The following is a 20,304-nucleotide window of genomic DNA, read 5'->3' on the forward strand; positions in this document are numbered from 1 at the left end:
GACTACTGACACTTTGTCAGCAGTCTGATATATATTTGTTTATTATACAAATATATATACTCTTCTCTCTAATTTATAAGAAACCTTATTATTCAAATTATTTAAATTTTTTATAGTTATCTTTATACAGCTATATTACATTATTATCTCACAACAAAATTATATTGTAATTTATTTTCAATTCTAATATCTTGTTCAAAGTTGAAAAAATCACTTTTATCATATTTTTCTTTTACAAGCTTTAATAATTTAGAGTTTTTTCCATAATACTCTTCTTCATAATCATCAAGCTCGGCACAAGGAAAATTAACAAAAGCTCCTTTTGTTATAGATTTTATATACTTTAAGTTTTTTACAATCCAGTCTCTATTTGTAGGTGCATATTTAGCTTCTTCCCAAACTGATTGGAAACCTAAGATAAACCTTGCATCCCTATGATAAAATGCGGTATCCTCTTTACCCACATTCTTGATAGCTCCACCTAACCCATAAAAAGTAATAGCAGTATAAGTTGCCCCTTCGGCTCTATTTTCTATTATTTTTAAAAGATTCATAATCTCTTCTCTACTATAATCTCTATATACGAATCTTCCTGAACTTTTATATCTTTCATAATCTGGATGACTATCTTGAATTATTCTGTTAGCTTCAAGGACTGTCATATATCTTAAATTATAACTTCCACAACTAACTATATCTTTAATAGGTTTTAAAACTTCATTTGCTTCTTCTTTATTTCCATAAAACAACCCTACTATCTTTACTCCAATTCCTCTTTCACTTGAATTATACATAGCAAGCTTAAAATTTGCTCTTTTATCTAAAGTTTTATATTTTTCTTGCCAAACTTCTATTAGTTTTATATTTTCCTCAATGTCTATATTTTGAAAATCAATTTCTACTAATGTTGCCATTTCTATTTTTTGTGGCAATTTAAATGTCATAGAAGTAACTATACCAAAGTTTCCTCCACCACCGCCTCGTAAAGACCAAAATAAATCTTCATTACAGCTTTTATTACAAAGTAATGTCTCGCCTTTAAAATTTATAACTTCTGCTTCAATTAAATTATCACAACCAAGTCCTAACATTCTAGCTGAATATCCCCAGCCTCCACCTAGTGTAAATCCCACTACACCAACCGTTGGACATCCGCCTCCAGGAAAAGGATATCCCATTTGTCCTGTAAGCTCATATAACTCCCTATTACGAACTCCAGCTTCAATAGCTACGATTCCTTTTTCCTCATCTATGTAAATTCCATTCATTCTACTAATATCAATAACAATAATATCATTTCCTGTAGAATATCCCTCATAATGATGTGCACCACTTCTTATTCTTACATTTAATTTATTAACCTTTGCAAAATTTATAGCATTTTTTATATCTACCTCAGTATAACAATACACTATTACTAATGGGTATTTTTCAATAGCTCTATTCCACGCTTTCCTACATTCCTCATATTCAAAATCATCTCTTGTAACTATATCTCCAGTTAGCCCCTTATAATCAAAGTTAATCATGTTTCACCTCGCTAATGCTATTTACTTAAAATATATAAATAGTCCTTATATTTTTATCTATTGTATAATAATTCAAATTATAATATTACCTTTTTGATAATATCATAATTTAAACTATTTTATCCATATATTATTAATATTTTAAATATAATTTACTTAAAACTTACCTTTCTATAAAATCTTTAACTTCTTTTTTATTATTAAGAATTATCACATTTTTATCAGTACATCTATTTAATTTTTTCATCAAATTTTTCTTTTGGCGTTCCCACCCATCCTTTGTTCTAAAAAATTTTATCTAAATGATATAATGGTATATCTAATTTCCTAGAAAGTTCACGTGAAAAAGTTGATTTTCCAGCTCCACCACCTCCTATAACAATTATTCTCCTCATAAAAACTTCACCTCATTTTAAATTTTAACATAAAAATAAGCAGAGTATTTTATCTACTCTGCTTTTAAGCTAATACTAATTACATAAAATTATTTAGCATATCTTTTTAAAATCTCAATTATTATATTTGTAGCAATATCCATACCCTCTACTGTAATATGCTCATATTCACCATGGAATGCATATCCACCAGTTCCTAAGTTAGGACAAGGTAATCCCATATAGCTAAGTGTTGCTCCATCAGTTCCACCTCTAATTGGCTCAATTACTGGAGTTACATTTAATGATTTCATAGCATCTATAGCATTATCAATTAAATGCATACAAGGCTTAACATGTTCAACCATATTCTTATATTGATCTGTAATTGTTAATTTAACTCTACCTTCGCCATATTTTTCATTTAATAATTTTGCTATTAATTCCATAGTAGCTTTTTTAGATTCTAACTTACAAGCATCATGATCTCTTAAAATATATGTTAATGTTGCATGATCTGTATTTCCGTTAAAGCTATCTAAATAATAAAAACCTTCATACCCTTCAGTATGCTCTGGTCTTTCTCCTTTTGGTAGCATAGAATCAAATTCCATACCTACATAAGTTGCATTAATCATTGTATTTTTAGCTGAACCTGGATGAACAGAAACTCCATGAATTTCAATCTTTGCTGCTGATGCATTAAAGTTTTCATAAGAAATTTCTCCTTCTATTCCCCCATCAATAGTATAAGCAAAGTCAGCCCCAAAATTTTTAACATCAAACTTATGAGCACCTCTACCAATTTCCTCATCTGGAGTAAAGCCTATACATATCTTTCCATGAGGAATATTTTCATTTATTATTCTTTCACAAGCTGTCATTATTTCAGCAATACCAGCCTTATCATCAGCACCTAAAAGAGTATTTCCATCTGTAGTAATTAAAGTTCTTCCCTTTAAATTCTTTAAGTGTGGAAATTTTTCTACTGATAAAACAGTTCCATTTAAAAGAGTTAAATCTTCCCCATTATAATTTTCAACAACTTGAGGATTTACATTTTCTCCTGGTGCTGCTGGAGCAGTATCAACATGAGCTATAAGTCCTATACTAGGCTTACTTTCATATCCTGGAGTTGCTGGAATACTTCCATAAACATAACAAGTATCATCAACTCTAGCATCTGCAATTCCTATTTCTTTCATTTCTTCTACTAATATATTAGCTAAATCAAATTGTCTTTTACTTGAAGGAACTGTTTCTGATGCTGGATCAGAAGTTGTATATATCTTTGCATATTTTATTAATCTTTCATAAGCTTTCATTCTTTTGTCTCCTTTATATAGAAAATATTGCTTTAATTCAATAATATAACAAATTTACTTTTATTCAAATATATTATTTAATAACGGTACTATATTATAAACAGGCTCTTCATAAGGATGAACTTTTTTTATAACCTTTATTGCATTTTTTACATATTCAATTTTACAACGCACTTCCATTTTGCATTCTTTTCCTTCTGAAATTTCTCCTATAGTTCCATTATACGGATTGGCACCATCTAGCGATCTCCAATATCCTAATACTTCTGTTATTGAAGCACAATTATCATAATCTCCTATCTTACATGCTCCTATTTCATTTAATCCATTTCTTAAAACTTCTACAAATTCTATAGGAACATATATTTCTATTTTTACCTCAGTAAAATTCATCTACAGTTTACCTCCAACTAAGTGATGATTAAGCTTTAATTTAGATAATCTAAATAGTAATCAAAAGTTAAATTTAGAGCTTATCCTAGCTACAAAGTTCAATAATTGCTTGTGTAAATATTTTAGCACTAAGTATAAGCTCATCTATAACTGCAAATTCATCATTTCCATGCATATTGTTATCAGTTCCAGGCATTGTACATCCAAATGCAACTCCATTTTTTAAGTGATGCACATAAGTACCTCCTCCTATTGCAATACATTCACCTTTTTTACCACTATACATCTCATAGCATTTTAATAAAGTTTGAACAAATTCTGAATTTTCATCTACATGATGCCCTTCAAATACATGACAAGGTTCTAGTGTAATATCATTATCACTTAAATTCTTATCTATAACATCTCTTAAATTTTCATCATTTGCACAAAGTGGTGCTCTACAATCAAAAGTTCCCTTTAAGCTTGTAGTATTATATTCAAAAATAGTGAATGATAAAGTTAATTCACCTGATATTTCATCACTCATCTTAACACCAATACCTTTTCCTTTATAATCACCATGAGGTAATAGTTTACTTATAGCACATATCTTGTTAAACCCCTGACTTTTGGCAAATGGCATAGATGATAACAATTCTAATATTGCAGTTAATGCATTATTTGCACTTTCTGGATAAGCGGCATGACCACCTACTCCATTAGCATTTATTATACACTTATTATTTTCTTCAGTAACAGTGAAGTTTACTTTAGTTTTATTTGTAGCTTTATCACAGTATTCTAATATTATATCTTTGCTTAATCCTTCAACTACTGCATTTGCTTTATCTGGAATAACATTAACTTTAACTCCTGAATTTATAGAAGTAACCCTAGGAAGCGTTTCATCTTCTTTAAAGTTTGAATTAAAGTTTCCTTTTAATCCTCCCTTTTCAACATTTATCACTGGGAAATCCGCATCTGGCGAAAATGTCATAGGTGCTTCTTTTTCAATATTATAATAATATTCAATATCAGAACTTCCACATTCTTCATCAGTTCCTAATATTAATCTAACATTTTTATTTAAAGGTATATTTAAATCCTTAACTGCTTTCAATGCATATAAAGCCACTATTGCAGGGCCCTTATCATCAGCAGATCCTCTTCCATATAACTTACCATCTTTTATTAATGGCTCATAAGGATTAGTAACTGTCCATTCATTACCTGCTGGAACTACATCTAAGTGGGCTAATATATCTAAAGCCTTTTCTTTATCATTAAAATCAATAGTTCCTACATAATTATCATAATTTTTAGTTTTAAATCCCATATTTTCAGCCATCTTTAATGACTCTTCTAAAGCCTTTACTACACCTTCTCCAAAAGGCATACCTTCTTTAGCCTCTTGCCTATCACTTTTTATTCTTAGTATTTTGCAGATATCCTCTAACATTTTATCTTTATGCAAGTTAAAATATTCTTCAATTTGCTTTTTGTACATTTTAATCACCTTCTAATTAAACTTTATTTATTCTCTTATTATACCAATATATTGATATTTAAAATACACAAATAAAAAACTTCACAAGTAAAACTAAAAATTTTATATTTATAAAAAAATAGATTATATCAAAACTATGTATAAATAATTAAATTTTATAACACTTTAACTATTTATATTTCTATTTTAATATAATCTATTCACTATATATATATTCTTAACTAAGTATATTTACAAACAAAGTTATTACTGCTGAATTTACAAAATCAACAAAAAGTGCTCCTACAATTGGAACAACAAAATAAGGTGTTGGTGCAAAACCATATTTTGTACTTAATGCATCCATGTTAGCTACAGCATTAGGTGTTGCTCCCATTCCAAAACCACAATTTGCAGATGCAAATACTGCTGCATCATAATCTTTACCCATTACTTTAAATGTAATAAAATATGCAAACATAGCCATAAGTAATGATTGTGCTACAAGCATTACTACAAGTGGAAGTGCTAAATCAAACAATTCCCAAAGCTTTAATCCCATTAATGCTATACATAAAAAATATCCTAAACTAATATTTCCTATTACCTCTATCTCTTTTTCTTCAATTTCTATCTTTCTTATATCACAGAAATTTCTTATAACAGCAGCAGCTATCATTGCCCCTATATATGAAGGGAATGTTAATCCACTATCTTGAATGAAGCCTGAAATAACTGACCCAATTCCCATTGAAATAAAAAGAAATGCTGAACCTTTCATAAGTCTTTTTTGACAAAGAAGTGCTTGATTGTCTTCATGGAAATCACTTAAAGGAATTTCCTTATCATGAGATTCTTTTGGTGTTTTTAAGTTATTGTTATCTATTAAACTCTTAGCTACAAAACCTCCAATGAAGCTTCCCATTACTAATCCAAAAGTTGCTGATGCAAAGGAAACAGTAGTTGCCCCCTTAACTCCAAGCTCTTCTAATAATGGTCCAAAAGAGCCTGCTGTTCCATGACCTCCTATCATTGAAACAGAGCCAGTACATAATCCTAATAAAGGATTTAAATTAAATAACTTTGCTAAAGTAGCCCCAACTATATCTTGAGATATAATTAAAAGTATGGCAAGCCCTAAAAATATAGCAACCTTAATTCCACCATTTTTTAATATTTTAAGACTAGCTGTAAATGCCACACTTGCAAAAAACGCAGTCATAAATAAATTTTGAAGTGTAGTATCCATACTTATAGTTGCTATATTAGTTAACTTTAATATTAATGTTATTATAGCAAACACTAGTCCTCCAACTACCGGGGCTGGTATACAATACTTTGATAAAAATTTAATCTTCGTTCTTAAATATTTCCCTAAATAATATACTGCTGTTACCAAAGCCATTGTTTCAAAAATATTAAATTTTAATTCCATCTTTTTCAACTCTTTCTATTTTAGTTTTCTTTGGTATAATTTTTCCTCTTATAAATTAATATTGTACACTAAATATAAAAATAATCAATTTATATTTTTACACCTTTTGCAACTCTTTATGTAATTAATTTTATTTTTCACTTATTAATAAAGCTTTTATATTAAAAATATATATTATTATGAAATATTTTTAATATTTCTTGCATTTTTTAAAATTTCACTTCATAATAAACCTTAAACTTATATAATTTAAATATTAATATAATTTAAAATTGCTATTACAAGTATAAGTATAAAATTATTTATTACAATAATTTTATACTTATAGTTTGTTGCAAAGGAGAATTAAAATGTATAACAAAAAAGAAATATTAAAATTCACTTGTCCCATTTGTGGAGAAGAAATGAAAGAATATGAATATGGTTATGATAACAAAGTTCATGGAAAAATTTATTTCAAGTGTGATTGTTGTGGGCATAAAGAAAGTAAAATAATTTAATTTTATTTTTATTTTTTGTATATTATCTTACAATATGGATATAATCGAAAATGTAGCTATTTGATTCTATAAATTTAATATTTATTTTAGCTATCTCCATTTATGGTTGCATATTTTACAGCTACTACTTTTACCAAATTTTAGCCACATTCCTTTTCCTCATTTGTTTAATTATTAGTAAATATATGCAACCATAATTATATATCTCTCTTAAAAATAAATGAAATAAGCTATAGTATATTCGGAGTGTACTATAGCTTATTTTATTTTTATTTTTATTTTTATTTCTACACATTTTTTTGTATTTCTACATAAAGTATTATTGAGATAATTTTACGAAGGGATATACTATTATGTACTATGAAAGAAACAATGACTGTATTGACTGCAGCGATTGTATAAACGATACTTCTGATGTAAATTGTAATGTTGCTTGTGCTAACCATAAGAAAAACTGTTATGAATCTTTTAAAGTTTTTTCTCCTAATATTTATGCTAAAGCAAATATAGTTTTACAACCTTACCAAAACTTATTTGATGTAAATTCAGCCTTTGATGCTGGAACCATATTTAAGGATCTTTATAATCCTTATTGTGATATTAAGTATTCAAAGGAGGCTAAAATATGAATCAACATGAGTGTTTAGAAGCAATAAGAAAATTACAATTTTATTCTTTGGAGTTAAATTTGTATTTAGATAATTTTCCTAATTGCAAAAATGCAACAGATGACTATAAACTAATTTCTTCAAAACTAAGAAAGTTAATTTGGGATTATGAACAAGAATATGGTCCTTTAACTAACTTTGGTACAGCGTATATTCAAAATCCTGAAGCTTGGATTGATACTCCTTGGCCTTGGGAAAATAATAAGGAGGATTAGTTTATGTGGTATTATGTAAAAACATTAGAATATCCAATTAATTTAAAATGTAATGATTTAAATATGGCTAAACTTTTAATTACTCAATACGGTGGACCAGACGGGGAGCTAGGGGCTGCTCTAAGATATTTAAATCAAAGATACACAATGCCTACTAATAAGTCTAAGGGACTATTAACTGATATAGGTACGGAAGAAATGGCTCATGTTGAGATGTTAGGAACTATGGTTTATCAACTAATGGAAAATGCATCAATTGATGAAATTAAAGCTGCAGGTTTAGCAGGTCATTATGCCGATCATGGAAAAGCTCTCTTTTATACTGATGCCACAGGTAATCCTTGGACAGCAACCTATATTCAAGCAAAAGGTGATGTAATTGCGGACTTACACGAAGATATGGCTGCTGAGCAAAAAGCTAGGACAACTTATGAATGGCTAATAAATTTAACTGATGATGCTGAAGTAAAAAAAATATTAGGCTTCTTACGTGAAAGAGAAGTTGTTCATTATCAAAGATTTGGAGAAGCATTAGTTAACGTTCAAGAAAATGTTAAACCTTCAGACCTTTACTGTAAATAAGCTAAATTATAACCTTCAGGTAGGGTTTTAACTTTACCTGAAGGTTATAATTTTTTATAATTTAGTTGTTTAGGAATGTTTTTATAGCATGTACAACGCCACTTTCATCATTACTTTTAGTTATAAATCTTGCAGCTTTTTTTAAATCATCATGAGCATTTTCCATAGCATAACTATGATATGCACTTCCCATCATTTCTAAATCATTTAAGTAATCTCCAAATTCCATAGTTTCTTCAAAGCTTATTCCTAATTGTTCTTGAATTTCTTTTATTGCAACACCTTTGTTTATCCCTTTAGCCATTATATCTAACCAAAGCTGACCTGATACTGCAACTTGAGTTTTATCTCTAAAATCATCAAAATATCTATTACTATTATGCTCTGCACCATCAAAATCACAAATAGCTACCTTTAAAACTTCATCTTCTACCTTTGTTAAATCGTCAACTATTTCATATCTAGCATAATACTTTTCAGTTTGCTCAATTATTCTTTCATCATTACTTTCAATATATGCAGAGTTTTTTCCACAAAGAATTGCATAAGCATTATCAATATTTCTTACTACTTTTATTATTTCTCTAGCTAAATTAATATCTAACGGATTTACAACTAACTCCTCACCTTTATAAACTACAAAAGTTCCGTTTTCAGCTATAAACATCATATACCTATCTAAGCCTTTAAATCTTTCTAAAAGGTTATAATATTGTCTTCCACTAGCAGCTGCAAATATAATTTCCTTTTCTTTTAATTCATTAAAAATTTCATAGAATCCTTCTTGTATTTCATTTTTACTATTTAATAATGTTCCATCCATATCCGTTGCTATTAATTTAATCATAACTTCATCTCCTACTACTTAATTAAACTACCTATATATTTTTTATTATTAAATTAAAATATTATCTTTACCTCATGTTGTACTAACATTTTTTTAATACTATCTTCTGGTTCCTTTTCTGTTATAATATAATTTATATCATCTAAAGTTCCAAACTTAAAACTACCATCCTTATAAAATTTTTCATCATTCATTACTATATAATTTTTCTTGCTATTCTTTAAAATTTTATTTTTAGTAAATGATTCATCATAATTAAAGTTACTTATAAAATTCTCTTCTACATTAACTCCACCTACACCAATAAAAGCCTTATCTATCCTAACTTTTCCTATTTGATCTATAGCTCCAGCCCCTATAGTTCCACCTAATTTCTTATTATATTCTCCGCCTATTAAAATTACATCAATATTAGAATTATGATCAAATTCCATAGCTATTCTATTCATATTTGTTATCACTGTAATATTTTTCGTTGTACTTTTTAAGATAGTTGCAATTGTGTGATTTGTGGTAGATATATCTAAAAATATTATATCATTTTCCTCAATAATATCTAAAACTAACTTTCCAAGATATTCTTTGGATTCTAAATCAACGAAAACTCTTGATATAGTATTATCATTAAAAGACTTCTCTCTTTCTAATATTGCTCCACCATATGTTCTCTTTATCTTGCCTTCACTCTCTAACCTTTGTAAATCCTTACGAATCATACTTTCAGAAACATTAAATCTTTCACTTAGCTCTTTAACTAAAACCTTCTTATCCCTTTTAATTATTTCTAATATTTCATTTAGTCTTTCTTCCATAAACATAAGTAGATATCCTCTTCCCTACATAGATTTATTTTTCATATCAATTATTATTTATTCTCATTTATTATCATTTATTTTCACTTATTATAATATACCCTTTATTTTTATTTTTCAATAGTATATTGCTGTATTTTATCTTTTCATCGCTTTACTTTTCCATAATATACAAATATAATTATACATAGATATACTATGTATCTAACTACAATGTATGGTGGTGAATTTATGAAAATCAACAAAGAACTTTTAAAAGGAAGTACTACAGTATTAATATTAAGCTTACTTAATCGTAAAGATATGTATGGTTATGAAATGATTAAAGAAATAGAACTCCGTTCAAACGGCATCTTTTCATTTAAGGAAGGTACTCTTTACCCAATACTTCATAATTTAGAAAATGCAAATTACATTGAAGCGTATTGGGATAATTCTACAGGTGCTAGAAAAAGAAAATACTATAAAATTACTGAATGTGGAAAAGGTATATTACTTGAAAAAGAATCTGAATGGAAATTATTTAGCAACACAGTAAATAGTGTTTTATGGGAGGCTAAATTATGTCTAGTGTAAAAAATACTAAAGTTAATGAATATATAAATGAAGTTTGTAGCTTAATAAAAAATAAAAAAGTCCATGCTGAAATTAAAGAAGAATTATTGAGTCATATTGAAGATATTATTTATGACTCTATACAAAGCGGTATATCATTAGACGCTGCAATAGATAAAGCCTTGCTCCAAATGGGAAGTGCTGAGGTTATTGGTCGTGACCTAAATAAAGCTCATAAATGCAACTCTGATTGGATACTCTTAACAATGACTAGTGCTTTAATATTCTTTGGTTTTTTAACTACAGGATTTCTTCAATTTAATTCTTTTACATTAACTGAAGACTATTCTCCAAATTATTTTGGTAAATTATTAGTATTTTTAGGTGTGTCCATTGTTTTAGCACTATTAAGCTTAAAGCTTGATTATAGAAAATTAAAAAACTATTCACTTTCTCTGTATATATTTAATATTATTTTAATTGTGCTAACACTTTTTCTTTCTCCATATGTAAATGGTATGAGACGATGGTTATTTATAGGCTCTCTTTCTATTGATACTTTAACCATTACCCCTATTTTATTAATAGTTTCTCTTGCAGGAATCTTTGATAGTTATAATTGGAATAATAGAAAATCATTAATAAAAGGCTTTACTTTAGTATTTATACCATCAATGCTATTTTTAGCTACAAGTTCAATTTCTACAACATTAATATATTTAATTGCATCATTTACAGTAATGCATATTTCAGGACTTAAAACAAAGCATTTAGTTATGACCTTTAGTTTTTTTGCTACTATATTTTCATTAGCCATTTTTAGTGGTCCTTATTATAGAAAAGATAGATTCTTTGCATTTTAAACCCATTAAAAGATTCTAAAGGTTCTGGATGGATTTATAATCAATTAAATACTATAAGGAATTCTGCTACATTATTTGGTAATAGCATTAATATTAATAGTAATTTTATTCCTGACTCTAATATGGAATTTGTACTTACTTCTATAATTTATTGTTTTGGATGGATCGTAGGGATAATAATTATAGCATTAGTATTATCTTTTATTATAAGAATGTGCTTTATTTCTATTAATACTAAAAATACTTATGGAAAATTATTAGTAAGTGGTCTATGTTCATTATTTACAATTCAATTTATATTAAATATTTTAGCAAACTTTTCACTATCACCTATATTAGGCATAAGTATGCCTTTTATAAGCTACGGTGGAAGTCAATTAGTAATAAACGTAGTTGCTATATCTATAATTAATAATGTTTATAAATTTAGAAATACTCATTCTGAATTATCAAATTAGCAATAAATAAAATAATAAAGATAACATATAATTTTTGTTAACTCAAATTTATATGTTATCTTTATTTATATTGAATCTTCTATTTTGATATATCAATATAAACTTCTTTTTAATCTATTCTTACACCCTACCCTCATAATTTATTTCTTATATATATATTAATATCCTATCTTCACTTAAAGAATATGAAAATTTAAATATATTTGATAAAACTTTTCAATAGCTAAAAAAGTTAAATCCATAATATGCAATAATACTTATTACTACACATTATGGATTTATATCTAATTAATATTTTCTACTTCTTTTAAACTTTGATTTTCTATTTTATTTTCCTTTGCATCAACTCTTGAATTATAAAGTATTCCTAAAACTACAATAATTGCTCCTATAAGCTTTAGTATTGAAAAATCCTTCATTACAATTGCATCAATGATAATTGCGCAAAGCATTTGTCCTGAAAACATTAAAAGTGTACTATATACTACCGGTATTTTAGGTATTACTACATTCGAAGTATATACTACCATTACTCCAATAACTCCACCTAAAAATATGTAAAAAGGCATATTACTCATTTCCGCTATAGATGGTGCTATTTTACTTCCAAGTCCTATTAAAATAAACCCTCCACCTATAAGCCCGCCTATATAATGAATTATTGTACTTTGTATTAAACCTATTTTCTTTCCAAGTGTTGAACTTACTACCATTGATAAAGTAGTTAACACTCCACCTAAAACAGCTAATAAAATCATTAACATATTAAAATCTCCTCCTTAAGCTATAGTCATAATAACTAATCCAATAAAAACTATCATAAACCCTATAAGCTTTTTAGGATTAAATTTATATTTAGTTAAACCAAATAATCCAAAATGATCTACTAATGATGAAAAGACAAGTTGTCCAAACACTGCTAATGCTGTAGTTAATGCAACTCCAATACTTCCTATTGTAATTACATTAACTAATGTAAGGGCAACTCCAAATATACCGCCAAGATATAAATAAAAAGGTAAACTTTCTTTTATTACAAATTTCTCTTTTTTAATTGCTGCAACTATGAGTATTGCAATAAGTCCCACTGCATGAATAATAACTACAGAATACGCACTTCCTACACGTGTTTCTAATGCTCCATTAAATGAAATCATAATAGAAATAAGTGCTCCAATTAATAATGCCAAAATATTATACATTTAAATTCCTCCAATAAAATTTCTAGAAACATATTATCAAATTCTTACACTTACAAATAGGACATTTGTCCTATTTAAAATTTAATAGTATAATATTTTTAACTAAAAATATCTTTTTTAAGGAGTCCTTATGAAAAAATTAAATAATCAAGCTCTTCTTAATTCCTATATAACTAAATACCAATTAAATAAATATTTAAATAAAAATTTACTGGAAAGCTTAGAAATCTATACTTTTGATAAAAATGAATATATCTGTACTCTAAACGAAGAATTAAACTATATGTATTTTTTGGTTTTTGGTAAAGCAAAAGTTACTACACTTTTATCAAATGGTAAGTCACTATTAATATGCTTCAACAATCCACTATCCACTATTGGAGATTTAGAGCTTTTAGATAATCCAATTGCCGACTGTAACGTAATAACTTTAGAAAAGTCTATTTGCCTTGGACTTCCAATAAACAAAATACATATTTATGGTTATAATGATCCTATTTTTTTAAGATTTATAATTTCATCCCTTGAAGAAAAATTGAGAAAAAATTCTGTGTATAGTTCAATAAATATTCTATATCCTTTAGAAAATAGATTTGCTATATATTTACTTTCCTCTCTACCATCTAATTTATCAGAAACTACTATAGAAATTGAAAATATAAACAATCTATCTCAACTTTTAGGTTCTAGTTATAGACATTTAACTAGAGTAATAAAAAAGCTGTGTTCTGATAATATTATTGAAAAAAATAAAAATACTATAAAAATATTAAACTTACCTTTACTACAAGAGCTAGCTAGCGATACTTATAGATAATATAAATATTATAAATTTCTTATACTTTAGCTATCATATATTCTTAATATTTGAAATAGCATTAAATTATATGTAAATTATTGTTAAGATTTTGCATATATTTTAATGTTATCCTTTGTGTAAAAATATAAAGTTTGATAAAATATCTAAAGATTAAATTTCGGAGGTAAAAAACCTATGATGCAAAAATTACTTAGCAAAACTAGACAAGCCATTAATGATTTTAATATGATAGAAGAAAATGATAAAATTGCTGTGGGCCTTTCTGGTGGAAAAGATAGTGTAACACTACTTCATATATTAAAAAATTATCAAAAATTTTCACCAGTAAAATTTGAGCTTATTGCAATTACCTTAAATCCAGGTGGTGTAGATAACAGTCCACTACATAAGTTATGTAAGGAACTTGATGTACCTTTTTATGAAATTCAAACTGATATTGCGAAAATTGTATTTGACATAAGAAAGGAAAAAAATCCATGCTCTCTTTGTGCAAAATTAAGACGTGGTGCGTTAAATGGAGCTGCTAAAGAGCTTGGTTGTACTAAAGTTGCTCTTGGACATCATAAAGATGACGCTGTTGAAACCTTTGCTATGACTATTTTTTATGAAGGTAGAGTAAATTGCTTCTCACCTAAATCATATATGGAGAAATTTGACTTAACTATAATTAGACCAATGGTTTACATAGATGAATATATGATTAAAAGAAATGTAAAAGATAATAACTACCCTATAATAAAAAACCCTTGTCCTGCTGATGGACATACTAAAAGGCAAGATATGAAGGAATTAATTAAAAACTTAAATGGTACTTTCCCTAATTTAAAGGATAAGCTATTTTCAGCATTAAATAATTCTGAACAATTATTTATATGGGATAAGGATAAAATTAACAACGTATAAATCTTGTCCGACTTCACATACTAAAACTATGAATATCTAGTAAGAATTACTACAAATAACTTTACTGCTAACTAAATACTTATCTTAGATATTCTTTATAAGTTTATATGTTAAGGAGAGATATTATGTCAAATTATACTGGAACTATAAAATGGTTTAATACTGAAAAAGGTTATGGATTCATTTCTGCAAACAATGGAAATGATATTTTTGTTCATCAATCCCAAGTAAAAGATAATGGACCTCATAGTGACTTACATGAAGGTGAAAATGTATCATTTTCTATTGCTGATGGTGAAAAAGGTCCAATGGCTATAAATGTTCATAAACTATAAAAAAATTAAAGTAGTATAATTATGAAATGCCTCTGTCTAACTAGACAGAGGCATTTCATTAATAACTACCTAATAAATATAAAATTCAGATTAATTAAATTAATATAATATTTAAATTCTTTTAAATAAAGGTAATAATTTATTTAATATTCTTTTAATACACCTTTTCTTCTATACCAACTGATGTAAGCGAAATGCTTAAGTTACCATTTTTACATCTTAATTCATCAATAAGATCCTTTTGCTTTAATTCTTCGTTAACATTTAATCTATAAGTTAATTCAAATAAAGCTCCAAAATCTTTTGTTTTTACTGTTTCTATTTTCCATGAATGTACATGTCTATCTAATATTTCATCAAATAAACCTTCATAATTTAAATCTTCTGGTATTAATATCTTTAGTCTTAATGATCTAGTTTTTGGCATTGCAAAGTTAGATTTTTCTATTATAATCATAACTAAACATAAAATAACTGTAAATATAACAGCATATCCTATATATCCCATACCACTTGCAAGACCTACTGCTAAAGTAAAAAATATATATGATATATCCTTTGGATCTCCAGGCGCACTTCTAAATCTAATTATTGAAAATGCTCCAGCTAAACTAAAGGCTCTTGCTACATTATTTCCAACTAAAAGTATTATTATTGAAATTATTACAGGTAACATTATAAGTGTTATTGTAAAACTTGGTGTATATCCTTCCCTTTTGTGTGTATACATATAAGCTAAGCTTATTACAAAGCCTAAAAGTATAGATGATCCTATTACTAATAATGCATTCACCAAAGTAAATGATTCTCCTGTTGTTGACGAAATTATCGTTTCTAACATATTTTTTCTCCCCTTGCTTCTATATTTTTATTTTGATTTTTATTTAAACAATACCTCATATACTCGTTTCCATACTTAGAAAACTTAGCACTATATATTTTTAAATCTGATAAGATTTCTACAAACCATAACGGAATAGCACCTAATATTTTTACTTCCATTAAATACTGTTCTTCTTCTAAAAGTTGTTCTCCAAAATTACCAAGCTCTAGCGATAATCCACTCCTTCTTGTAGTTATCTTAGAATCAAATGTCAATCTAAAATTTTTATCTGTTCTACAAAAAAATGCCTTTCTACTATATCCTATATAAACTGTAGGATAAACTTCATTATTATCTAGATAATATTCTATTTCATTTAACACTTGATTACTTATATAATCTGTCTTATTGGGTCTAATCCTTGAATTTAAAAAATTATAAGCTTCACCTAATGTAAGAACAACTCTTCTTTTATTTACTATTCCATTTATCTTCTTTTTCAGTTCTAAAAAAACTTTATCATTTAAACTTCTTGGTACCTTATAACTTCTAAGTCTTAATTTTTCTTTATAATAAGGTTTAGATATTGAATGTCTAATTACTTGATTGTCAGCTGTATCATAATACATATTGTAAATACTATAATTCTTCCCATCCTTGCAATGTTCATCTGAATCCATATATTCGCTTAAACGTTCTACAAGGTCATCATATTGTGTTTTATTTAATAGATATTTTTTTTCATATCTTTTAAATGATTTTATTGCCATATATTTACCTCCCTAACTTACTCTAATCTTTGACTTAATTATAAAATTCAAACCTTAAAAAAATCTTAAAAAATTTTACAAGAATTTAACTTTGTAACTATAAATCACAAAATTCACATGTACTTCATATACTAATTTTCTTAATTGCATTAACTTAAATGTAATTTCCAATAATCAAATTCAAGTCTATTTATTAATGAAGCATTTTCTCTTAACATCCAATAAGTACACCTAGGCGTAACTTCAACTAGCAAAATTGAAATTTTGAGGTTCACTTAAGATTAATTTAAGGTTCGTATAGTATTATTACTTTTATAGATAAAGAGATAAAATATTTAATTGGAGGTTTGTTATGAAAAAGAAACTTATTTTAGCATTAACTGTTTGTGCATTATGTTTAAATGTTACAGGTTGTGCTAATAAAGATACAAATATAAGTAATGACATTCAAAATACTGTTACTGAAAATAATAAAGAAAATACAGAATTAAGCGCTGAGATTACTGCCGATATTAATCTTAGTGATAATATTACTATTAATGGATCTAATGTATCTGTAGATGGAGATAAAGTTACTATTGCTAATGCAGGTACTTATGTTATAAGTGGAACATTATCTGATGGTCAAATTATAGTAGATAGTGCCTCTGAAGAGAATGTTTATTTAGTTTTTAATGGAGTAAATCTTACCTGTTCTAATAGTGCTCCTATTTATGTTAAAAATGCAAAAAATACAATAATAGTATTAGAAGATAATACTGATAACTTTATTACTGATGGTGAAACTTATATATTTGAAGATGCTACTACAGATGAGCCAAATGCAGCAATATTTAGTAAGGATGACTTAACTATTAAAGGAAATGGAAGCTTAACTGTAACTGCAAATTATAATAATGGTATAACTAGTAAAGATGATTTAAAAATAACTGGTGGTACTATTTCTATAGCTTCTAAAGATGATGGGCTTATGGGAAAAGACTCTATTACTATTAAAGGTGGAGATATAACAATTAATTCTGAAGGCGATGGATTAAAATCAACTAATGCTGAAGATACAGAAAAAGGTAATATAATTATAGAAAGTGGAAACTTAAATATAACTGCAGGAACAGATGGTATTCAAGCTGAAAATATAGTAAACATAATCGATGGTACTATTAATATAGTAACTGGTGGTGGAAGTGTAAATAGTAGTAGTAAATCTAATAATGATACCCCTTGGGGTTCTTGGGGTGGAAGTTCTTCTTCTACAGAAGAAACCTCTAGTGCAAAAGCAATAAAAGCAGTAAATGATATAGTAATTGATGGCGGCTTAATTAATATAGATTCTTCTGATGACTCTATTCACTCAAATAACTCCTTAACTATAAATGGTGGTACACTTGAAATTGCATCTGGAGATGATGGTATCCATTCTGATACTACACTTGAAATCAATGGTGGAGATATAAATATTACTAAATCTTATGAAGGTATTGAAAGTCAAACTATAACAATAAATAATGGTACTATTTATTTAGTTGCAAGTGATGATGGTTTAAATGCCGCTGGTGGAAATGATGGTTCTTCTACTAATGGTAGACCTGGTGAAAATCAATTTAATTCATCTTCTAATGGCTCAATAACTATTAATGGTGGTTATCTTTATGTTGATGCTGCTGGTGATGGTGTTGACTCAAATGGTTCAATTGTTATGAATGATGGTACTGTTATTGTTAATGGTCCTGAAAATGGTGGAAATGGAGCTTTAGACTATGATGTTTCATTTGATATAACTGGTGGATTATTTATAGCTGCTGGTAGCTCACAAATGGCTCAATCTCCAAGTTCATCATCAACTCAAAATTCAGTTAATATATTTACATCACAATCAGCAAATACTTTAATTAATATTAAAAATACAAATGGTGAAGATATAATTACTTTTGCACCATCAAAAACTTATCAATCAGTTGTAATATCATCTCCTAAATTAGAAAGTAATGCTACTTATACTGTTTCTGTTGGTGGTAGTTCAACTGGAAGTTCTGCAGATGGACTTTATAACGATGGAAGCTATAGCGGTGGAAGTGATGCTGGTACTTTTACAACATCTAATACTGTAAGCTCTGTAGGCTCAGGTGGAGGTATGGGTGGCCCTGGTGGTAATCCTGGTGGTAATAGACAACAAAGATGGTAATATAATTTAAAGTAAAAACTGGATATTCATTGACTAATTTTTATTCGTAAAGTCAATGAATATCCAGTTTTATTATATTTTATACTTTTTTAACTAATAACAAAATAGTTATTATATATATTTAGAATAAAAACCTCTTGTTATAACATATTTAAAAAATCTTTCTGATTTTGTATCAATATCTATTTTAGTAACTCCTTGATATAAAAGTATCTCTGCCATAATACTCATTAATTTATTTTTGTAATTATCACACATTAAACTAAATCTTGGATTAACATATTCCGTATTTCTTTCTATTATTACTTCAAAGCTTCCTATAACATTTTTCTATAATTACATCAAAGTTATATTGAACTATATCTAAATCTAATTCATTTATTAACTTATAGCAAGGCTCTATATTTTGAATGTTTATCCCTTTAGGGCTAAGCTCCATATTTTCACCTCAATTTTTATCAAATTTACTTAATAAAACTAACCAATAGTAATACATTAATTTTAATTATTTATATTCATATATAGTTTTTCTAATAATAACTTTTACTTCATATAATTATTTATTAATTCATAACATCTCTCTTTTGTGCTTTGTGCAAGACTAGATTCATATACTAAAGGTTCCATTGTACCCCCTTCTACCTCATTTGCACTTTCCCCTGCTTTTGAATCCCTTATAGTTAACCATTGAATTTGTTCTTCTCTAACAGCTTTCATTTCTTCTTCTGATAATTGTTCTTGTAATACCCCATATATTTCATTTAATAACTCATCCCAACTATCATATTCAATACTTACTGCTTCCTTCATATCAATAGTTGTTCCACTATACTTACCCGCTAAAGAATCTTCTAATTCTTTTTCTAACTGAAAATATCTATCCAAATAAGCTTGTGACTTGCTTATAACTACTTCATCTTCTTCATTATCTTCTATTTTAATAATTTGTTCTTCTTTTCCTTCATCATTTTCTTTATCACTATTTTCTTCATTATTACTTACTATTTCATTTTCCTTTTGTGTTGTAATTTCACTATTAGTACTATTTCCACAACTTATAAAAAAGTTCATTGCTACTAACATTATAAAAATAATTGTTTTTTTCATAATTTATCATCTCATTTCTATACAAATAAATATTACTCACTATATACATTAATACCATTACAAATATAATAACACCTTTTTACATTACTTGCAAATTAGTTTTATACTACATATATATGTCTCTATATAGTAGTATAA

Annotated in this window: 22 protein-coding genes and 1 pseudogene; 10 read left to right on the forward strand and 13 right to left on the reverse strand. The window is 27.2% G+C overall.

What is annotated here, in order from left to right; translation table 11 throughout:
* Nucleotides 1-143 precede the first annotated feature (143 nt).
* The 5 genes from HMPREF0216_RS13520 to gltS all read right to left on the reverse strand — a co-directional run bounded on the left by HMPREF0216_RS13520 (nucleotide 144) and on the right by gltS (nucleotide 6,524).
* Entirely contained in the window at nucleotides 144-1,529 is a 1,386-nt protein-coding gene (locus HMPREF0216_RS13520) for an FAD-dependent oxidoreductase (protein WP_005215326.1), read from the reverse strand.
* 484 nt (nucleotides 1,530-2,013) lie between these two features.
* Complete coding sequence (gene pepT, locus HMPREF0216_RS13525) at nucleotides 2,014-3,228, reverse strand: peptidase T (protein ID WP_005215327.1); 1,215 nt, start codon at nucleotides 3,226-3,228, stop codon at nucleotides 2,014-2,016.
* A 60-nt stretch (nucleotides 3,229-3,288) separates the two neighbouring features.
* Nucleotides 3,289-3,621: a YqfO family protein gene (locus HMPREF0216_RS13530; protein WP_005215330.1), complete on the reverse strand. Its 333-nt coding sequence runs from the start codon at nucleotides 3,619-3,621 to the stop codon at nucleotides 3,289-3,291.
* 85 nt (nucleotides 3,622-3,706) lie between these two features.
* A complete protein-coding gene (pepV, locus tag HMPREF0216_RS13535; RefSeq protein ID WP_005215332.1) occupies nucleotides 3,707-5,110 on the reverse strand; it encodes a dipeptidase PepV in 1,404 nt (467 codons plus the stop codon).
* A gap of 217 nt (nucleotides 5,111-5,327) precedes the next feature.
* On the reverse strand, nucleotides 5,328-6,524 hold the full coding sequence (gene gltS / locus HMPREF0216_RS13540; protein WP_005215334.1) for a sodium/glutamate symporter: 1,197 nt from the start codon (nucleotides 6,522-6,524) through the stop codon (nucleotides 5,328-5,330).
* 350 nt (nucleotides 6,525-6,874) lie between these two features.
* Here gltS and HMPREF0216_RS17400 point away from each other — a divergent pair, with 350 nt between their 5' ends.
* The 4 genes from HMPREF0216_RS17400 to HMPREF0216_RS13555 all read left to right on the forward strand — a co-directional run bounded on the left by HMPREF0216_RS17400 (nucleotide 6,875) and on the right by HMPREF0216_RS13555 (nucleotide 8,489).
* Nucleotides 6,875-7,024, forward strand: coding sequence for a hypothetical protein (locus HMPREF0216_RS17400; protein WP_005215336.1), 150 nt, complete (start codon nucleotides 6,875-6,877; stop codon nucleotides 7,022-7,024).
* A 353-nt stretch (nucleotides 7,025-7,377) separates the two neighbouring features.
* Complete coding sequence (locus HMPREF0216_RS13545; RefSeq protein ID WP_005215337.1) at nucleotides 7,378-7,653, forward strand: spore coat associated protein CotJA; 276 nt, start codon at nucleotides 7,378-7,380, stop codon at nucleotides 7,651-7,653.
* Nucleotides 7,650-7,907, forward strand: coding sequence for a spore coat protein CotJB (locus HMPREF0216_RS13550; RefSeq protein WP_005215340.1), 258 nt, complete (start codon nucleotides 7,650-7,652; stop codon nucleotides 7,905-7,907). The genes HMPREF0216_RS13545 and HMPREF0216_RS13550 overlap by 4 nt, the downstream gene beginning before the upstream one ends.
* A gap of 3 nt (nucleotides 7,908-7,910) precedes the next feature.
* Nucleotides 7,911-8,489, forward strand: a complete 579-nt coding sequence (locus HMPREF0216_RS13555) for a manganese catalase family protein (protein WP_005215342.1) — start codon at nucleotides 7,911-7,913, stop codon at nucleotides 8,487-8,489.
* Nucleotides 8,490-8,550: 61 nt separating this feature from the next.
* Here HMPREF0216_RS13555 and HMPREF0216_RS13560 read toward each other — a convergent pair whose 3' ends face one another.
* On the reverse strand, nucleotides 8,551-9,336 hold the full coding sequence (locus HMPREF0216_RS13560) for an HAD family hydrolase (protein ID WP_005215343.1): 786 nt from the start codon (nucleotides 9,334-9,336) through the stop codon (nucleotides 8,551-8,553).
* Nucleotides 9,337-9,389: 53 nt separating this feature from the next.
* Nucleotides 9,390-10,154, reverse strand: coding sequence for a DeoR/GlpR family DNA-binding transcription regulator (locus tag HMPREF0216_RS13565; protein WP_005215344.1), 765 nt, complete (start codon nucleotides 10,152-10,154; stop codon nucleotides 9,390-9,392).
* 225 nt (nucleotides 10,155-10,379) lie between these two features.
* Here HMPREF0216_RS13565 and HMPREF0216_RS13570 point away from each other — a divergent pair, with 225 nt between their 5' ends.
* Both HMPREF0216_RS13570 and HMPREF0216_RS13575 read left to right on the forward strand, forming a co-directional pair.
* Complete coding sequence (locus HMPREF0216_RS13570) at nucleotides 10,380-10,724, forward strand: PadR family transcriptional regulator (protein WP_040420014.1); 345 nt, start codon at nucleotides 10,380-10,382, stop codon at nucleotides 10,722-10,724.
* Nucleotides 10,712-12,024, forward strand: a pseudogene (locus tag HMPREF0216_RS13575) (FtsW/RodA/SpoVE family cell cycle protein). The gene HMPREF0216_RS13570 and the pseudogene HMPREF0216_RS13575 overlap by 13 nt, the downstream one beginning before the upstream one ends.
* Nucleotides 12,025-12,308: 284 nt before the next feature.
* Here HMPREF0216_RS13575 and HMPREF0216_RS13580 read toward each other — a convergent pair.
* A complete protein-coding gene (locus HMPREF0216_RS13580) occupies nucleotides 12,309-12,788 on the reverse strand; it encodes a DMT family transporter (RefSeq protein ID WP_005215353.1) in 480 nt (159 codons plus the stop codon).
* A 15-nt stretch (nucleotides 12,789-12,803) separates the two neighbouring features.
* Entirely contained in the window at nucleotides 12,804-13,226 is a 423-nt protein-coding gene (locus HMPREF0216_RS13585; protein WP_005215355.1) for a DMT family transporter, read from the reverse strand.
* Between the two features lie 130 nt (nucleotides 13,227-13,356).
* Between HMPREF0216_RS13585 and HMPREF0216_RS13590 the strand changes: the two genes are divergently transcribed.
* From HMPREF0216_RS13590 to HMPREF0216_RS13600, 3 genes are all read left to right on the forward strand, one after another.
* Nucleotides 13,357-14,043 carry a cyclic nucleotide-binding domain-containing protein gene (locus tag HMPREF0216_RS13590; RefSeq protein WP_005215359.1) on the forward strand — a complete coding sequence of 229 codons (687 nt, stop codon included), beginning with the start codon at nucleotides 13,357-13,359 and terminating at the stop codon, nucleotides 14,041-14,043.
* A gap of 180 nt (nucleotides 14,044-14,223) precedes the next feature.
* A complete protein-coding gene (locus HMPREF0216_RS13595) occupies nucleotides 14,224-14,949 on the forward strand; it encodes a tRNA 2-thiocytidine biosynthesis TtcA family protein (protein WP_005215361.1) in 726 nt (241 codons plus the stop codon).
* 125 nt (nucleotides 14,950-15,074) lie between these two features.
* Nucleotides 15,075-15,284: a cold-shock protein gene (locus HMPREF0216_RS13600; protein ID WP_040420016.1), complete on the forward strand. Its 210-nt coding sequence runs from the start codon at nucleotides 15,075-15,077 to the stop codon at nucleotides 15,282-15,284.
* Between the two features lie 154 nt (nucleotides 15,285-15,438).
* Here the strand turns inward: HMPREF0216_RS13600 and HMPREF0216_RS13605 are convergent, their stop codons facing one another.
* Both HMPREF0216_RS13605 and HMPREF0216_RS13610 read right to left on the reverse strand, forming a co-directional pair.
* Nucleotides 15,439-16,125 (reverse strand): DUF4956 domain-containing protein, encoded by a 687-nt coding sequence (locus HMPREF0216_RS13605; RefSeq protein WP_005215365.1) that lies wholly within the window; start codon nucleotides 16,123-16,125, stop codon nucleotides 15,439-15,441.
* The gene (locus tag HMPREF0216_RS13610) at nucleotides 16,119-16,877 is read right to left on the reverse strand and encodes a polyphosphate polymerase domain-containing protein (RefSeq protein ID WP_005215368.1); all 759 of its coding nucleotides are present in this window, start codon (nucleotides 16,875-16,877) and stop codon (nucleotides 16,119-16,121) included. The genes HMPREF0216_RS13605 and HMPREF0216_RS13610 overlap by 7 nt, the downstream gene beginning before the upstream one ends.
* 352 nt (nucleotides 16,878-17,229) lie before the next feature.
* Between HMPREF0216_RS13610 and HMPREF0216_RS13615 the strand changes: the two genes are divergently transcribed.
* Nucleotides 17,230-19,059, forward strand: coding sequence for a carbohydrate-binding domain-containing protein (locus HMPREF0216_RS13615; RefSeq protein WP_005215369.1), 1,830 nt, complete (start codon nucleotides 17,230-17,232; stop codon nucleotides 19,057-19,059).
* 307 nt (nucleotides 19,060-19,366) lie between these two features.
* Here HMPREF0216_RS13615 and HMPREF0216_RS17965 read toward each other — a convergent pair whose 3' ends face one another.
* Together HMPREF0216_RS17965 and HMPREF0216_RS16520 are read right to left on the reverse strand one after the other, a co-directional pair.
* Complete coding sequence (locus tag HMPREF0216_RS17965; protein ID WP_005215372.1) at nucleotides 19,367-19,498, reverse strand: hypothetical protein; 132 nt, start codon at nucleotides 19,496-19,498, stop codon at nucleotides 19,367-19,369.
* A 104-nt stretch (nucleotides 19,499-19,602) separates the two neighbouring features.
* Complete coding sequence (locus HMPREF0216_RS16520) at nucleotides 19,603-20,166, reverse strand: lysozyme inhibitor LprI family protein (RefSeq protein ID WP_005215375.1); 564 nt, start codon at nucleotides 20,164-20,166, stop codon at nucleotides 19,603-19,605.
* Nucleotides 20,167-20,304: the final 138 nt, after the last annotated feature.

Origin of the sequence: Clostridium celatum DSM 1785 (assembly GCF_000320405.1) — a bacterium.
Taxonomy (GTDB): Bacteria; Bacillota; Clostridia; order Clostridiales; family Clostridiaceae; genus Clostridium; species Clostridium celatum.

What these genes read in the sequence shown, in the direction of transcription:
- HMPREF0216_RS13520 (WP_005215326.1), bottom strand. Translation starts at nt 1,529, where the DNA reads ATGATTAACTTTGATTATAAGGGGCTAACTGGAGATATAGTTACAAGA.
- pepT (WP_005215327.1), bottom strand. Translation starts at nt 3,228, where the DNA reads ATGAAAGCTTATGAAAGATTAATAAAATATGCAAAGATATATACAACT.
- HMPREF0216_RS13530 (WP_005215330.1), bottom strand. Translation starts at nt 3,621, where the DNA reads ATGAATTTTACTGAGGTAAAAATAGAAATATATGTTCCTATAGAATTT.
- pepV (WP_005215332.1), bottom strand. Translation starts at nt 5,110, where the DNA reads ATGTACAAAAAGCAAATTGAAGAATATTTTAACTTGCATAAAGATAAA.
- gltS (WP_005215334.1), bottom strand. Translation starts at nt 6,524, where the DNA reads ATGGAATTAAAATTTAATATTTTTGAAACAATGGCTTTGGTAACAGCA.
- HMPREF0216_RS17400 (WP_005215336.1), top strand. Translation starts at nt 6,875, where the DNA reads ATGTATAACAAAAAAGAAATATTAAAATTCACTTGTCCCATTTGTGGA.
- HMPREF0216_RS13545 (WP_005215337.1), top strand. Translation starts at nt 7,378, where the DNA reads ATGTACTATGAAAGAAACAATGACTGTATTGACTGCAGCGATTGTATA.
- HMPREF0216_RS13550 (WP_005215340.1), top strand. Translation starts at nt 7,650, where the DNA reads ATGAATCAACATGAGTGTTTAGAAGCAATAAGAAAATTACAATTTTAT.
- HMPREF0216_RS13555 (WP_005215342.1), top strand. Translation starts at nt 7,911, where the DNA reads ATGTGGTATTATGTAAAAACATTAGAATATCCAATTAATTTAAAATGT.
- HMPREF0216_RS13560 (WP_005215343.1), bottom strand. Translation starts at nt 9,336, where the DNA reads ATGATTAAATTAATAGCAACGGATATGGATGGAACATTATTAAATAGT.
- HMPREF0216_RS13565 (WP_005215344.1), bottom strand. Translation starts at nt 10,154, where the DNA reads ATGTTTATGGAAGAAAGACTAAATGAAATATTAGAAATAATTAAAAGG.
- HMPREF0216_RS13570 (WP_040420014.1), top strand. Translation starts at nt 10,380, where the DNA reads ATGAAAATCAACAAAGAACTTTTAAAAGGAAGTACTACAGTATTAATA.
- HMPREF0216_RS13580 (WP_005215353.1), bottom strand. Translation starts at nt 12,788, where the DNA reads ATGTTAATGATTTTATTAGCTGTTTTAGGTGGAGTGTTAACTACTTTA.
- HMPREF0216_RS13585 (WP_005215355.1), bottom strand. Translation starts at nt 13,226, where the DNA reads ATGTATAATATTTTGGCATTATTAATTGGAGCACTTATTTCTATTATG.
- HMPREF0216_RS13590 (WP_005215359.1), top strand. Translation starts at nt 13,357, where the DNA reads ATGAAAAAATTAAATAATCAAGCTCTTCTTAATTCCTATATAACTAAA.
- HMPREF0216_RS13595 (WP_005215361.1), top strand. Translation starts at nt 14,224, where the DNA reads ATGCAAAAATTACTTAGCAAAACTAGACAAGCCATTAATGATTTTAAT.
- HMPREF0216_RS13600 (WP_040420016.1), top strand. Translation starts at nt 15,075, where the DNA reads ATGTCAAATTATACTGGAACTATAAAATGGTTTAATACTGAAAAAGGT.
- HMPREF0216_RS13605 (WP_005215365.1), bottom strand. Translation starts at nt 16,125, where the DNA reads ATGTTAGAAACGATAATTTCGTCAACAACAGGAGAATCATTTACTTTG.
- HMPREF0216_RS13610 (WP_005215368.1), bottom strand. Translation starts at nt 16,877, where the DNA reads ATGGCAATAAAATCATTTAAAAGATATGAAAAAAAATATCTATTAAAT.
- HMPREF0216_RS13615 (WP_005215369.1), top strand. Translation starts at nt 17,230, where the DNA reads ATGAAAAAGAAACTTATTTTAGCATTAACTGTTTGTGCATTATGTTTA.
- HMPREF0216_RS17965 (WP_005215372.1), bottom strand. Translation starts at nt 19,498, where the DNA reads ATGGAGCTTAGCCCTAAAGGGATAAACATTCAAAATATAGAGCCTTGC.
- HMPREF0216_RS16520 (WP_005215375.1), bottom strand. Translation starts at nt 20,166, where the DNA reads ATGAAAAAAACAATTATTTTTATAATGTTAGTAGCAATGAACTTTTTT.